The sequence below is a fragment of the Pygmaiobacter massiliensis genome, assembly GCF_900199435.1.
Lineage (GTDB): Bacteria > Bacillota > Clostridia > Oscillospirales > Ruminococcaceae > Pygmaiobacter > Pygmaiobacter massiliensis.
The window spans coordinates 1545517-1560269 of sequence record NZ_OAML01000003.1; the positions used below are offsets into that span (position 1 = coordinate 1545517).

Below are 14753 nucleotides of genomic sequence, written 5' to 3' on the forward strand. Positions count from 1 at the left end.
AATAACCCCGAGGCAAAGCGCCCCGGGGTTAGATACGTATTTAGATTTATTCAAATACGAGCGAGCCTTTTTTTGCAGGGTTCACAGCACGGAACCAGAAAGTTACAAAGAAGGCGAGCGCAACTACGATGCCAGCAGGGTAAGCGATGCTTGCGGGCAGCTGCAGGTAAAGTTCGGGTGCCATCAGCAGGTAAGTCATGCTGACTGCGCTCATAAAGGTTGCAGGCACAGCGGCAATCCAGAAATTGAGCTTCTGGCTGACCAGATAAACTGCACCGGCCCACAGCGCAATCATGGCGAGGGTCTGGTTCGACCAAGTGAAATAGCGCCACACAACCTGATAGTCGACGAAAGAAACTGCATAGCCGATACCCAGCAAAGGCAGGGTGAGGGCGAGCCGCTTTTTCATATCGACCTGGTCGATGTGGAACCAGTCTGCAATGGTAAGGCGCGCGCTGCGGAAAGCCGTATCACCAGAGGTAATAGGGCAGGCAACAACGCCCAGCACGGCGAGAATGCCGCCCACTTTGCCAAGCAGTCCGGTAGAAATCTCGTAAACAGTGGTGGAGTTACCGCCGCCCAGAGCCAGCAGGTTGGCAGTGATAGAGCCAACGGCCGGGTCACGGTTGTAGTAGAACGCAATACCGGCGGATGCCCACAGAAGAGCAATGATGCCTTCAGCGACCATAGCACCGTAGAAAATCTGGCGGCCTTCTTTTTCATTGGTAACGCAGCGGGCGATCATCGGGGACTGGGTGGCATGGAAGCCGGAGATTGCACCGCAAGCAACTGTAAGGAACATGAAGGGCCAAATGGATTTGCCGGAATCGTTCAGGTTTTGCAGAGTCAGCTCTACCATCGGGTGATTGGTGGGGTCGTTGATGGCACGGATAACGGTGCCGCCGCCGACACCGAGCGCCATAATGATAAGGCAGATGCCGAAAACGGGATAGAGTTTGCCAATGAGTTTATCGATGGGGAGCAGTGTTGCCAAGAAGAAATAGATGAGCACCACAATGACCCAGAACTGTTTGTTGAGGGCAGGCGGGGTCATATTGGCAATCAAACCAGCGGCACCGACCATAAATACGATGCCGACCATCACGAGCAGAATAACCGAGAAAACGCGCATGACCTGTTTCATACCGTTGCCAAGGTATTTGCCGGTGATTTCAGAAATAGAGGCACCGTCATTGCGGATAGAGAGCATACCCGAAAGGTAATCGTGTACGCCGCCGGCAAAAATAGTACCAAAAACAATCCATAAGTAAACCGAAGGACCCCAGATAGCACCGGAAAGTGCACCGAAGATGGGACCAAGGCCGGCAATGTTGAGCAGCTGAATCAGGAAAGCTCTCCATTTCGGCAGCGGGCAATAGTCAACACCGTCCGGGTGAGAGACGCAGGGAGTGGCACGGTCGTCCGGGTGAAACATCTTGTCTACGAATTTACCGTATACAAAATATCCACCGATGAGACAGGCGAGTGCAATGAAAAATGTAATCATAAATGCAAACCTCCTCAAAAAAGTGAATATGCTCCCAAGTCTTATTTTAAAAAACAATGCTATAAAAAACAATCTTAATTGTTACGAAACTTTGAACAAAATTTTGTATAATACATAAAAAATTCATATATTTCAAAAAAGAAACAAAACGGACGACAAAAAATACAAAAAAACTCATAAGTTTTATATTAGTTTAAAGGTTTGTTTCTGGTACAAGAGCAATTTTGAAAACAAGAGAATCCAAAATGTCTGACAGCCTTTAGACTGGACAAACAAAAAAGCATGCCAACGGGCTTTCCCCAAAGGCATGCTTTTTGATTATTTATTCTATTTTTCAGAAGGCGGAACTGCGCTCTGCAAAACCTCAAGTAATGCCAGTGGAGAAGCACTTTCCTGTGCAGCATCGCGGTTGGCCTCCATGGCAATGCGCAGTTCATTGCGCAAAATCGGCACTTCTTTCGGGGCGTCGATGGCAAGGCGCACCTTACCATCTTCTACCGAGAGGACAGAAACACTGATCTGATCTCCAATCCATAGAGATTCGCCAGCTTTGCGCTGTAAAATCAGCATCTTGTCAGCCCTCCTTTTTTGTACCGAACTCCGCAAGCAGATGCCGCATCTCGTAATCGCCGGCTTCGAGAATCACCTGAATCGCTTTGCGGGTCGAATCATTAATCGCTACCGGGCATTTTAAGTTGACGGTGCTTTCGGCTACGGGGTTTTTGACGACGCACAGCACATAAAAGCACAGGTCTTCGCTGCGGTTTACCTCAAGCCGAGCCAGGTCTGCGTTCTCTAGCTTGGGGGCATAATCGGGCTTAAAAGAAAAGGGGTTCATAACAACAAATGCAAGCCCTGGTGTTTTGGTGCTTTGCAGGCATAGCAAAGAGCCCTCACTATCTGCAAAAGGCATCAGCAAAAAGCTTTTTTCATCCTCAAACCCAAACAAGCCCTGGGGGAAAAGAAGAAAATCAGCTTCGTCACAATCAATTTGCCCGAAATACTTGGTAGAGAGCTGCATACTGGAAACCTCCTGTTTATGCTTTCACATCAATTGATTCGTGGTTGGGATCTGCTGAAGGAGGAACGTAAATCAACCCGCCTACATATTTGATGACAACGTCAGGCCGCTGAGTAACTGAAATTTGAATATCGCCCGGGGTGAACTGGTAATCACCGGTGCCGAACTTCCAGTCGAAGTTTAGTTTATCCATCTCGTACCGGATATTCATCTCACCTAGGTCCCAGCTGATATTTGCGCCACCTTTAGGCAAAAAATCGATTCCTACATTCGTCATTACATCTTTGGTTTGCGCATCTGCGCCAAACTGCGAAACGAGTTCTTGCCCAATTTTAGTTTTCAGCAAAAGCTGGCCTTGCTGCGCATAGGTGGCAGTGGCCTCATAGGCAGACTGCACGCCGCGCTCGGCTTGCTGCTGGATGGAACGTGCAAGCGTAGGAGAGAGAGAATTTCTTGCTTCGAAGGTGTCAATGTTGACGCGAATGGGGCGGCTTTTAATACTTAAGCCTCCGTTATCGCGTGAAACTTCCATCTCTGCTATGCCGCGAGTATATTCCAACTTGGCATTGGTAGTTTTCATTTCAATTTCAATGGGAATCGTTTTAATTTCTATCAGCGGGTACATGGTTGCGGCCCACTCCTTTCTTTTATTCGCTCGTTGTATGATTTTAGTTCATATAATCAATCAAAGATTGGGAAAGGATGCTGTTGCCAACTTTAAGTGCGGCATTGTAGCAGTATTGAGCCCACGAAAAGGCGGTAATGGCATCTGCGAGATCACATTGTTCCAAGCTAAGAATTTGCTGGTTCAAGGTGTCAGCAGTAAGCTCAAGCTGCTCTTCGTTGGTTTTTAAAAACTTTGCGTTTACGTCCAGCTGTGTATGCTGTGACGTTGCTTTTCCAAGTGCATCCTCCAGTTTTTTGGTCAGGCGGGTTGCGTCAGCTTCGTCAGTGGGGTGTGTACCGTCTGCGTTGAAGTTGCCGGTATCCTTATCGCAACGGGCAAAAATGTTTGAAATTTCTTTCATTAAAGAGATGACATTTTTGGGGTCGCCTTCAGCATCACGGCCGAAACCCATAAAGTTAAGGCCGGAAAGTGCGCCGTTAAACGCACTGGAAGAAACCAAGTCGCCGCCCAGATTTTCTTGCAGGCCCAAGCCAACGTCAATGTATTGGGTCTCTTTGGACATATCCTGCAGCTTTTTCAGGTCAGCCTGGTCATCATAGTAAGCTTGCCACTCGGCGGGGACAGGGTCGCCTGCTGCCGGCTCTGCGGTAGCGGGTTTTTCCACTCCGCCAGCATTTACGTTAACGCCGCGAAACAGAAGATTGCCGGTGGCGCTGTCCCAGCTAAAAGGGACATTAAGGCCATCGGAACCGGCAAAAATAAAGCTGTCCGCGTATTTTGCGTTCAAGCTTTGCACAGCAGATTCCGCTGTTTGGTTTAATACTTCAGCGAGAGGCTGGCGTGCTGCGCCACTCGAGTCGGTAAGGCCGCTGAGTGCCGCCACTTTGGCCTGTGCGTTGCCCAAATCGCTGACGACAGTCTGGATAGTGGACCAGGCAGATTCAAACTTATTGACCAGCGCAGTGCTGTTGGTCAGCTGATCACTTGTGCGGGAAAAAGAACGGCGCAGTTTAAAAGACTGGGTTGCAGCAGCAGGGTCTTCTGCGTAAGAGTTAAAGTTGCGCCGTGTAAGTACAGTGTTGCGTGCAGCGTTTAGGTTAGATGCTGAGCGTGCCAGGCTGGAGCGATAGCCCCTAAGCACGCCATTTGTCGTAATGCGCATCATAATTAAGCTCCTCCTTATCTGCCAACTACGCCAGTGCCGTTGATCAGCTTGTCCAACGCTTCATCCAGCGTGGTCATCAAGCGGCAGGCTGCAGCGTAGGATTTTTGATACTGCATCAGGCTGGCAGCTTCATCGTTCAGGTCTACACCAGAAACCGAATCACGGCTGGTGTTCAGCTCGGTGGCCGAAGCGACATAGTTGGTGAGCATGGTTGCAGTGGTTTTTTTGTCATTTGCAAGGGTTGCACCGATGTTGGTGAGCATCTCCTGGAAGGTACCCTTAAACGAAACGGTATTGCCAGCGCCGGCAGCAACATCGCTGGGGCGATACTCAAGTTTGGAGTCCATCAACGCAATAATGTGCGTAATGTTAGAGTTATCCTGACTAGTTGCGTTTTCTGCTTTAGAGGCAAGAATATGTACGTCGCCTTTGGACCAGTCGAGAGAAATTGAAATGTTAGCGGCCGTAATGTTGGAGACATCGTTGCCGGTGCCGCTGTTGCTGAAGAGATTGCCGCCTTTGTAATTGGCATAGCCGGGCTTGAGAATTTTCTTTCCGTCACCGTCGAGCAAGAAGTTGCCGCCGGCATCTTTCTGATAAATCACATCATCGCTAAGCGTATTAGCATCATTTAAGGCGGTGGCAAACTGACGCGCCAGTGCATCCAGTGCATTGCGGTAGTAGGGGATGCCCCGCTTGGTTGCAGCATTCGGGTCAGCAGCAATTTCAGCTGTGGTGGAATACTCGCCTTTTTCGGTAAGAATTTCGCGCAGCGACTGAAGCGAGCCGTAAAGGTCGTTATCACCCAGATTGACAGCAGTAGACAAGGTGCCGTCTGCATTTGCATGAATTTTGCCCCTTGCATCGGTCAATTGACCCAGTACAAGGTCATAGTTAGTGCTGTCTTTCATTTCAGCATCTGCCAGCACATTGGTTGGGGTGCCGTCTGCTTTCAGGTAAGCGGGATTGGTATCACTTGCGGGCTTGGTGTTGTCAAAAGCGGGGTTGGCGGTTGGCTCCTGCTTAAAGGAAAGCTGGGTGCCATAAATGCCATCAATCAAGGTTGCCTTATCGGTACGGTCAGCACCTGGGTTCGGGTTTGCACCTGCCAGCTTGATGATAAGCTTTTCAACCGTCTGCCCATTGCCGATGTCCTCAGTGCCGTAGCTGACGTCAATTTTCATATATTGCGAGAGCTCGTCAATCAGCAGATTGCGCTGGTCACGCAGCTCCAGTGCGTTATCGCCATGGATATCGCTGCGGCGAATGGAAGCATTGAGATCGCGGATATTTTTGAGCAGGTCATTGACTGCGGTGATTTCTTGTTTAAGGCTGGTAATCTGGTTTTGGGTAACATCGTCCAGCTTGGAGGAGTAGGAATTGAATAATTTAGCCAGCGTAGCCGCCGAGGAACGGACCAGCGCGTCAAATTCGGCCTGGCCAGTACCCTGCGTGTTCAGGTTTTGCAGCTGAGTGATTAAATCATTAAATTGTTTTTCGATAACGCCGCTGCCGTCGCCTTTGCCTACCTCATCTAGAATAGAGGAGAGTGCTTCAAGGCCAGCCAGCTTTGCGTCTGCCGAGCCAACGCTGGCCTGCTCGGTACGAAAGCGAATATCAAGATAAGGGTCGCGCAGCTGCGAAACACCGGTGCAAAGTACGCCGGAACCCACAATAGCATTGTTTTGGGGCTGGTAACGGTCATAGCCGCCCACGCGCAGGCTTATCTGGTTGAGCGACTGGCGGGTATAGCCTACCGTATTAATATTGGTGATGTTATGGCCTACCACATCGAGACCTTTTTGCGCTGCAAAAATACCCAGACGAGCGGTTGTAAATGCGCCAAATGTGCTAACACTGTTCATGCTGTAACTCCTTTGTTCGTCCTTGCATTACGCGGCTATCAAGCGCGAAAATCTGTTTTCATCGGGGCAGGCGGCTCGGGCTGCGCAGCATCATAGCCGGCACCGGAAATTTCAGCTTCGCCAGAGGCCGCAAGCACTTTTTCAATCTGATGAAGATTGCATTCCAGCGTGGAACGTGCAACCTCTGATGCACTGCGGTAAAGCTGATAGTTTTGCAGCAATTCTTCAGCGGCGGCTTTCGCCTCCGGCTGCAATTCTACCGGGCAGTGGGCGGCAAGCCCGCTCAGCGGAATGCTTTCAAAGCCCAGGTCCTTTGTGGCAGCGGCACGCTTTTGCTCAAAGCCGCGCAGGCTAAGGCTTAAAGCCTGCTCGCGTTTGAGGCATTCGTTTAACACCGCAAGGTTATCTTGACGGACCGCCGCAGTTTTTTGTTGCGCGGTTTCGGTAAGAGAAACCAAAGTACGGCTGATTTCACGCAAAAGAGAAAGATAAGTGGCAAAGGCAGAAGTCATAATGCGGTGTCACCTTTCATTAAAAGCATTTTAGCGGCGGTCTCCATTGCGTTGGGGCGGTATTCTCCGCTCGCGATTTGTTGTGTCAGTGCACGGATTTCGCCGGTGGTGGTAGCGCTGCGAACCTCCTGCGAAAGGCGGCTGATCAGGTCCAGCTGAAAGCGCTGTTCCCCGCTGGGCTCCGGCGAAAGCTCCAGATGGTCGTAACTGCTCTGTGCGGACGAAACGGCGGAGCAATCAGCACCTCCACCGGTTGGAGCACAAGGCTGTGTGGACCGTACAGGATATACGCCGTTGGAACTGGAAGTAACCAGCATGGGATCTACTCCTTTCAAGAGAAACTTCTGCACAGCAGAAGAGAATGTTTTGTTTTACACTATACATATCGGTAAGTTGAATCAAAAAGATAACGACCAAACCGAGGTTTTTTCAAAAACTCATCTTAAAGAATTAAGATGGCGCAGCAGTACCGAGGCAATATTTTCGCAAGGGGCCTGTACTTCCACCGCGCCAATGTCGTTGGCGACCATCGGCATACCGTAAACCACTGAAGAGGCTTTGTCCTGCCCGATGGTATAAGCGCCTTTTTCACGCATGGCAAGCAAGCCTTGTGCGCCGTCGCGGCCCATACCGGTTAGGATAATACCGGCCATGTGGCAGTGCACGGTTTTTGCCATCGAAAGGAAAAGCGCATCTACGGATGGGCAGTGCCCGCTGACTTTTTCGCCCGGCGTGCAGGAAACGGTGTATCGGTTGCCGGTGCGTACCACACGGGTTTGCAAATCAGCCGGGGCTACCAGTGCAAGGCCGCGGTGAATCTCATCGTGGTCGCGTGCTTCGCGCACTTCCATTTTACAAAGACGGTTTAAACGGTCGGCGTACATTTTGGTAAAGCCGGTGGGCATATGCTGCACGATGACCATGCCTGGGATGTCCTCCGGCAGCTGTTTCATAATTTCAAGCGTTGCTTCGGTGCCGCCGGTAGAAGCGCCAAGTCCGATAATGGTCTGGTCCAGCACAGGAAGATTGTTTAAAGGCGGGGTGCCCGAGAGGATAGACTGTACAGTGGCAGAAGGGGTGGTAGGCACCCGCGGTTTGCGCGCTGCCATATTGGCACAGGAGGCGGTAACGACCTTTTGTGCTAGGCGCTGAATGAAAAGGTCGTTGCTTTCGGTGCCGTCCGGTTTCCGGACAAAGTCCACTGCACCGGCAGCAAGGGCATCAAACACCCGCAAATCCAGTGATGAAACAAGAATAACGGGCACCGGGTTTGTGGGCAGAAATTGTTTCAAAAACTCAATGCCGCTCAAACCCGGCATCTCGACGTCCATCGTGATTACGTCTGGTTTAAGCAAAGGAAATTTGTTTTTTGCGTCAATCGCATTGATGGCATAACCAATGACCTTGATTTGCGGATAGGCAGAAAGGCCTCTGGTAATAATGGCGCGCGCAATGAGCGAATCATCTACGATCATAACGCGGATAGGTTGCTGAGTATCTCTCATATCTATATCATCCTTAACTATCGTGAGGCGGGGATTATTTTTGGAAAGTCGAAGGGCCCAGCCGGCGATACGGAGAATTCAAACTCAGATTTTCAGAGAAACCAATGAGAAGATAGCCACCCGGTGTGGTGGCATCGTAAAACCGGCGGACCAGAGCATCTTTGGTGGGCTGGTCGAAGTAAATCATCACGTTACGGCAAAAAATAAGGTCAAATTTGCGCTGAAAACGGATGGGGGACATCAAGTTGAACGGCTGAAAGATAACGTTGTTGCGGATGACCGGGGCCACCGCAAAACGGCCGTCCTCTGCGGGTACGAAGTATTTCTGCTTCCAGCCCGCGGGCAGGGTGTCCGGTAGCTCATAAACACCTTTTCTTGCCGCTTCGAGCACCCGGTTTGAAATATCGGTTGCAAGAATACGGGTGTCCCACTGGCTGGCTTTAGCGCCCAGGTAGTCCATCAGATACATCGAGATGTTGTAAGGCTCTTCTCCTGTGGAGCAACCGGCGCTCCAAATTGCGAGGGTCTTATCCTTTTGATGTTTTTCCACAAGGTTCGGAAGAATCGTGTTCTGGAAAAAATCAAAATGGCCCTTTTCTCGCATGAAAAAGGTATAGTTGGTTGTCAGCTTATCCAGCAGCAAAGTGATTTCAGACTGGTCTTTTGTAGTAAGAAGATGCTCGACAAAAGGAGCGAAATCGTCATAGCCCCGGGCCTGAATCGAGGTCGAAAGGCGACTGGTGATGAGCTGACGCTTTTGTGTAAGGTTTATGCCGTAGTTTTTTTGGATGAACTGGCTCAAACGAATAAAATCGCGATCGGATAGAGTGGGCTGCATGAGGCGTTCTCCTTCTTCTGTTACAGTTTGGGGTTAGACATGCAGCAGCAGCGCACTGTCCAAAACCATCAGCGTACCGCTTTCATCAGGCAAGGTGCACATACCGGAGATGTACTTTTGCGCACTGTTGCCGCTGGTGGGCACGGGCAGGATACTGCCTTCGGGAATATCCACCATCTGGGCGACAGAATCGACCAGAATGCCGAGCTGCACGCCGTCAATGTTAAGTACCACAATGCTGCAATTTTCCTGGTGCGGTTTGCAAAGCAGCAGGCGGAAGTCTACAATGGGGATGATCTGCCCGCGCAGGTTGATGACACCGCTGACATAATCCGGGACAATTGGCAGCGGGGTAATTACGTGGTTAATGATAATCTCCACGACAAAATTGGCGTCTACGCCGAAAAGCAGCCCGCCAGAGTGGAACACCAGATATTTTTCTGTAAGGACCTCGGGCACGCCGTCGCGCAGTTCGTCTTCCTGGTCCTCTTCGGTTGCAAAAAGCATGTTTTGATCAGTCACGGTTGTTTCCTCCTTTACGATGTTTGCCATTAAAGGCCCTGTGCGGCAGAGTAGAGGTTTGCCACATCCAGAATAATACTGATGTTGCCGTCACCCAAAATGGTGCAGCCGCTGATGCCGTAGGTTTTGATATTGTAACTGTTGACATACTCCGGCAGCGGTTTAACAACTACCTGCTGTTCACCGATGAGCTCATCGACAAACAGGCAGTAGGAGCATTCACCCGATTCCACCCAAAGCACAATGCCTTCTTCTACGTTATCCAGCCCTTCTTTCAGCTGGTAGAGGTCACGCAGCCGAATCAGCGGATAGAAACTGTCCATGCACTTAATCATTTCTTTCTGGCCCGCATCCTGAATAATGTTTGCCGAAGAAACACGGAAAATCTGCCGGATGTTATTGATGGAAATCGTAAAGATAGAATGGCCAACCGCAATTTCCATACCATCCATAATTGCCATGGTCAGAGGAATTTTAAGGGTGGTGGTCATGCCGCGGCCCGGCTCGCTGGAAAGTACCACCGTGCCGCCGACATCTTCAACATTCTTTTTCACGACATCCATGCCGACACCGCGTCCCGAGAACTCGGTAACTTCGATGTTGGTTGAGAAGCCGGGCATCATCAAAAAGTTCAAAATTTCGCGCTGAGAATATTCTACATCCGGCTGGGCGAGCCCGACACGGCGTGCTTTTTCGAGCACTGCATCATAGTTTGCGCCCTGCCCATCATCGCGGATTTCGATAATCACTTCGCTGCCGGTATGGCGTGCAGCCAGCGTGATTTCGCCAACAGGGTCTTTGCCTGCGTCAATGCGGTCTTGCGTATTCTCTTCCAGACCGTGGTCCATCGAGTTGCGCACGATGTGCATGATAGGGTCGCTGATGTTATCCACGATGGTTTTGTCCACCTCGGTATCTTCGCCAACGAGGGTGAGCCGGGCGGGCTTATTCAGCTTTTTGCTCATATCGCGCACAATGCGGTTCATTTTCTGGAAGGTGCCGGAAACGGGCACCATGCGCAGCGACATCGCAACGTCCTGCAGTTCATCAGTCAGCTTGCGCAGCTGACGTGCAGACTTGGTGAAAGTATCAAGCTTGAGCCCTTTCAGGTCGGGCGAAGAGGTAACCATCGACTCGGTGATGACGATTTCTCCCACCACGGCCATCAGATGGTCCAGCTTGCTGAGGTTCACACTGATTAAACTCTCTTTGCTGTGCGGCGCCGGGGTAGCGGCAGCAGCGGGAGCAGCTTTAGGCGCGGCAGCGGGTGCTGCTGTCTCCTGCCCTGCAGGCTTTTTCGCAGCTGCCGGGGCAGCCTGCTCTGTTTTTTCAACTTTCGGTGCCGGTACTGCCTCATCGGCAATCTGGTAAGTCTTTACCGAACCCGAAGCTGTGACAGCCGGAATCGCCTTATCGCGGTCTGCCGCATTGATAAAGCGCAGCAAAAAGCCGTTTTCGACGATAAATTCAGCAGTTTCAGGATTGGTCTCGACATCTTCGGGCACAAATGTAAATACTTCATCTGCGCAGAAATCCCGTACTGAGGTAACAAGCATAAATGCGCGCAGGTTTTCCATGCCGCAGCCTTCATCAAAAAGGACATGCAGCAGGTGGGGATGTGCCGGGTCTGTGCCGAAACCTGCAATCGCTGCGTCAGCCGAAGCTGCGGACGATGCATCAGCCGCCGGTGCCGAGGCCGCGGCCGGCGCACCGGAAGATGGTTCCTGTTGAATTTTAGCGATAAAACTATTAATATTTTCTATGAAAGTGTCGATATTTTCAGAGAATGGTTCAGAGTTTTCGATTTTTGCGACTTCGCTCCGGAAATAGTCGATTGCCTGGAACATAAGATCAAACAGAAGCGGCCGATGCTCTTCTGCCACGATGTTCATCCCTTTGTCGCGGATGATGAAAAAGAGATCTTCGATGCGGTGTGCAATCGTCATAAGAGGAGTAAACTCCATCATAGCTGAAGAGCCTTTGATGGTATGCATAATCCGGAAAATCTCGTTGACATCATCTTCAGAAAAAGAGTCGACGTGTTCTGCTGCCAGCACGATGCTGTCCAGCTGCTCCAACAGGGTATTGGTTTCGTACAAATACATATCTAAAATTTCGTTGCCGCTGTTGCTCATTAAAAACGCCACCTTTTATTAAGTACTTAACCTATTTATCGACTAAGTACGACAAAAATTAAGTTTTCTATAAATTTTATTAAAGGAGGGGTGCCCATGGCAAACCTTTTGGGGGTTACCAACCCGGTACCCGGTCATGACAGTACCACCACAAACCGCAGTCTGCCGGTTTCGCCAAACGATACACATATTCAAAATATTCCGGACCCAACGCGAGTGGGCCGCGCCGACGCGCGCACAGACAGGCAGGACACTGCGGACACCGCCAGCTCAAACCGGCTGCGGTACGATTCGAACTTTCAAAGCTTTTTACAGCGGCTGAGAGAAAACCCCGAAATGGTAACCACCCTTTCGAGATTACTGATGAGCCGACAGGGAATCGAGGCTTCTTCCGGTATGGAAGAGGGGATTGCGACTGAGCTTGCAGAGTTGATTGAGCTGTTCCCAATGGATGAAAGTGAACTGCTGAACTTTTTTACCGGCCAGCTAAAGGCAGGCAACCGGTTTGGCGGTGCGCTGTTTAACATTCTGCGCGACGCTTATTTTGCCGGCCAGCCGCAGAGCATCAAAAACGATATTCTGCAATTTTTAAAGAGATACAGCGATTACTCGTCCACCCACCATATTGAAGGAAATATTCTGCGCAGCTTGCAGGATATAGCAGATGCGATTCCCGGCCGGTGGGCCGCCGCACTGCGCGAGATGATCGCAAAACTGCAAGCAGGCATGACGGCGGGCGACCGCGCAGGCAACCTAAAACTGTTGCAGGACGAAATCTTCCCCTACATGGCAAAATACACCGAGCAAACGCATGATATGGGATTGTCGCGCGGGTTGCTTACCCTGCTGGCGCTGGATACTTCCCGCTATGAAAATGGCTCGCCAAAAGCTGTGATGCAGACGTTTGAACAGCTGACAGGCTACACAGTGCTGAAAGAAAAACTAGGCGGCTTAGAGCGCGAAACGATGCTGCGATTATTGGTAGATACTGATTTCCACAAAGCTGCCGCTGCCGACCGCTTTGCCGACAAGCTGGCATCTGCTGCAAGCCGTGCATTGCGTGGGGAGGGCGGTACCGAGATGGAATCTGCTTTCCGTGAAATTGTTTCGGCAATGCTTGTAAACGAAAGCGTGTATATGCCGGTAAGCCACTACCTGCTGCCGATGCAGTGGGGAGATAAAATGATGTTCTCGGAACTTTGGGTAGACCCCGATGCCGAAAATGGCCGCGAGCAGCAAGATGGAGAACCAAACACGATTCGTTTTTTGTTTAAGATGGATATTCAGACACTGGGTATGTTTGATATGGTGCTGAGCTGCCAGGGCGAAGCGGTGAAGCTGCAGGTTTACTGCCCCGAAAAGATTGCACCGTTTTCGCGCCAGATAGAACAGTCTATTTCTGGCATTCTGACCCAAAACGGGCTGAAAGCAGAAGCCGTGCAGGTAAGTAAAATGGAACGCCCGCTGACGATTTCAGAGGTGTTCCCTAAAATTTTCGAAGGGAAGAGCGGAATCAATGTCAAAATCTAAAGAAAACACTTCCGCAGCGCCCGCCAAGCGTGCCGTAGCGCTCAAATATAACCGCGACAACGCTGCCCCGATTGTAGTGGCATCTGGTATGGGGCACCTTGCCGAACGCATTGTAGAGGTTGCAGCCGACAGCGGTGTGCCGGTTTATGAAGATAATTCGCTCGCGACGATTTTGTCGCAGATGAAGCTGGGACAGGAAATTCCCTCGTCCCTTTACCAAGCGGTCGTTCAAATCTACGCGTATTTTCTGGAGTTCGACCCAGATGCGCCGGAAGAAAAGCCGGTTGTGTAAGAAAGGAGAACATCATGGCAACAGGAAAAGAAGAAGATATCTATCTGGTACTGGACAGCCGATATCTCCCGGTGGCACGTGCCGCCAAAGAAGTCGTTACAGAGAGCGGGCAGTGGCAGCTGCGTGTTTTGGATGACCACATAGATGCAGTGCTCTCTCACGAAGTAGTGCAGTTGGTCGGCAAAAAAGATGAAGACGCGGCATTGCTGGGTAAAATTATCAAAGCCCGGGGCGACCGCATTGTTGTAGAGCCTATGCGCGCTTTGGGCGCTGATGTGCGTCAAAACCTGCGTATTCCGCTGCGCTTTGACAGTTTTATTTATCCCGTTACCGGCAAATGGCAAGGTCGCCTTGCAGTGCAGGGGAACGATTTAAGCTGCGGTGGAGTTTCTTTTTACTGTGATGCAGTGCTGGAAAAAGGCGAAGAGGTCGAGATTGTTCTTCCGGTCTGTGAAGAGCCGTTGATTGTGACCTGTGAAATTCTTCGTCCGCGTCCTTCGGTCAATGGTGCCCAGCTGTATGCGGCAAAGTTCATCAACTTAATTGATGATGAGGTGACCTTTCTCTGCGAAGCAGTTTTTGGTATGCAGATTTTCAACCGAGATACCGCCGCGAAATAGTGCTGCCTTCGTGTAATAAAGAATAAAAAGCGTGCTTTCAGAAGAATTCTTCTAAAAGCACGCTTTTTTATTTTTTGTGTTGCCGAGAGCAATAGGCTGCAAGCGCAAAGCTATTTGGCTTCGTGTTCCCGCAGATATTTTGCCAGGGCCAAGTCTGCGCTTTTAATATGAGAGATGAGCAGGCTGGTTTTGCCGTTTACTTCACCTACAAGCAGCAAGGTTGCGCCTTGAGCCAAAAACTTATCCCGCAGTTGCTGAATCTGTGCGATAAAGTCGGTGTGCCATTTTTTGTGGGCTTCGTACTGGGGATAACGGCAGCTCTGCTGAAGGCGTTCTTCGTGAGCAAAGTGAGTTTTGGTATAGTCTGCAAGAAAATTGATGGCAGATTCGAGCTGTGCACGTCCTTTGCCCTGCTGGCAAGCTTCCAGCAAAGCGTTGACAGCAGCAATCAGCTGCTTATGTTCTGCGTCAATCTGCACATTTCCCGTTTCTAGATCTTTGGTAAAAGAAAATGCCATAAAAATACGCTCCTATAAAACGTTTGTTGAGATAAAAGAAAAACAATAAAACAGGGCCGGACGGATGTCCGGCCCTGTTTGGGATTTGTAAAACC

16 protein-coding genes are annotated in these 14753 nt (G+C 50.4%); 3 read left to right on the forward strand and 13 right to left on the reverse strand.

The features are described from left to right. Positions 1 to 46: 46 nt before the first annotated feature. The 12 genes from C1A11_RS11975 to C1A11_RS12030 form a co-directional block, all read right to left on the reverse strand. Positions 47 to 1507: a carbon starvation CstA family protein gene (locus C1A11_RS11975; protein ID WP_102050683.1), complete on the reverse strand. Its 1461-nt coding sequence runs from the start codon at positions 1505 to 1507 to the stop codon at positions 47 to 49. Between the two features lie 327 nt (positions 1508 to 1834). Continuing rightward, positions 1835 to 2077: a carbon storage regulator CsrA gene (gene csrA, locus C1A11_RS11980; RefSeq protein ID WP_102050684.1), complete on the reverse strand. Its 243-nt coding sequence runs from the start codon at positions 2075 to 2077 to the stop codon at positions 1835 to 1837. A gap of 4 nt (positions 2078 to 2081) precedes the next feature. After that, positions 2082 to 2528: a flagellar assembly protein FliW gene (gene fliW / locus C1A11_RS11985; protein WP_102050685.1), complete on the reverse strand. Its 447-nt coding sequence runs from the start codon at positions 2526 to 2528 to the stop codon at positions 2082 to 2084. Between the two features lie 16 nt (positions 2529 to 2544). Beyond that, positions 2545 to 3153 (reverse strand): DUF6470 family protein, encoded by a 609-nt coding sequence (locus C1A11_RS11990; RefSeq protein ID WP_102050686.1) that lies wholly within the window; start codon positions 3151 to 3153, stop codon positions 2545 to 2547. 43 nt (positions 3154 to 3196) lie between these two features. After that, positions 3197 to 4321: a hypothetical protein gene (locus C1A11_RS11995; protein WP_102050687.1), complete on the reverse strand. Its 1125-nt coding sequence runs from the start codon at positions 4319 to 4321 to the stop codon at positions 3197 to 3199. Positions 4322 to 4335: 14 nt separating this feature from the next. Continuing rightward, positions 4336 to 6186: a flagellar hook-associated protein FlgK gene (locus C1A11_RS12000; protein ID WP_102050688.1), complete on the reverse strand. Its 1851-nt coding sequence runs from the start codon at positions 6184 to 6186 to the stop codon at positions 4336 to 4338. Between the two features lie 38 nt (positions 6187 to 6224). Next, positions 6225 to 6698 carry a flagellar export chaperone FlgN gene (gene flgN / locus C1A11_RS12005; protein WP_102050689.1) on the reverse strand — a complete coding sequence of 158 codons (474 nt, stop codon included), beginning with the start codon at positions 6696 to 6698 and terminating at the stop codon, positions 6225 to 6227. Then, positions 6695 to 7033, reverse strand: coding sequence for a flagellar biosynthesis anti-sigma factor FlgM (locus C1A11_RS12010; protein ID WP_145995761.1), 339 nt, complete (start codon positions 7031 to 7033; stop codon positions 6695 to 6697). Before C1A11_RS12010 ends, flgN begins: the two co-directional genes overlap by 4 nt. A 102-nt stretch (positions 7034 to 7135) precedes the next feature. Beyond that, complete coding sequence (cheB, locus tag C1A11_RS12015) at positions 7136 to 8203, reverse strand: chemotaxis-specific protein-glutamate methyltransferase CheB (protein WP_102050691.1); 1068 nt, start codon at positions 8201 to 8203, stop codon at positions 7136 to 7138. 34 nt (positions 8204 to 8237) lie between these two features. After that, positions 8238 to 9041 carry a CheR family methyltransferase gene (locus C1A11_RS12020; protein WP_102050692.1) on the reverse strand — a complete coding sequence of 268 codons (804 nt, stop codon included), beginning with the start codon at positions 9039 to 9041 and terminating at the stop codon, positions 8238 to 8240. A 33-nt stretch (positions 9042 to 9074) separates the two neighbouring features. Continuing rightward, a complete protein-coding gene (locus C1A11_RS12025; protein WP_242965925.1) occupies positions 9075 to 9563 on the reverse strand; it encodes a chemotaxis protein CheW in 489 nt (162 codons plus the stop codon). A 29-nt stretch (positions 9564 to 9592) separates the two neighbouring features. Continuing rightward, positions 9593 to 11698: a chemotaxis protein CheA gene (locus tag C1A11_RS12030; protein ID WP_102050694.1), complete on the reverse strand. Its 2106-nt coding sequence runs from the start codon at positions 11696 to 11698 to the stop codon at positions 9593 to 9595. 96 nt (positions 11699 to 11794) lie between these two features. Between C1A11_RS12030 and C1A11_RS12035 the strand changes: the two genes are divergently transcribed. The 3 genes from C1A11_RS12035 to C1A11_RS12045 are packed head-to-tail and all read left to right on the forward strand — an operon-like array spanning position 11795 to position 14140. Continuing rightward, a complete protein-coding gene (locus tag C1A11_RS12035) occupies positions 11795 to 13228 on the forward strand; it encodes a hypothetical protein (RefSeq protein ID WP_102050695.1) in 1434 nt (477 codons plus the stop codon). Further along, complete coding sequence (locus C1A11_RS12040) at positions 13215 to 13520, forward strand: EscU/YscU/HrcU family type III secretion system export apparatus switch protein (RefSeq protein WP_102050696.1); 306 nt, start codon at positions 13215 to 13217, stop codon at positions 13518 to 13520. The genes C1A11_RS12035 and C1A11_RS12040 overlap by 14 nt, the downstream gene beginning before the upstream one ends. Positions 13521 to 13534: 14 nt before the next feature. Beyond that, a complete protein-coding gene (locus C1A11_RS12045; RefSeq protein WP_102050697.1) occupies positions 13535 to 14140 on the forward strand; it encodes a PilZ domain-containing protein in 606 nt (201 codons plus the stop codon). A gap of 110 nt (positions 14141 to 14250) precedes the next feature. On the opposite strand, the gene C1A11_RS12050 is transcribed toward C1A11_RS12045, so the two are convergent. Continuing rightward, entirely contained in the window at positions 14251 to 14658 is a 408-nt protein-coding gene (locus C1A11_RS12050) for a bacteriohemerythrin (protein WP_102050698.1), read from the reverse strand. Positions 14659 to 14753: the final 95 nt, after the last annotated feature.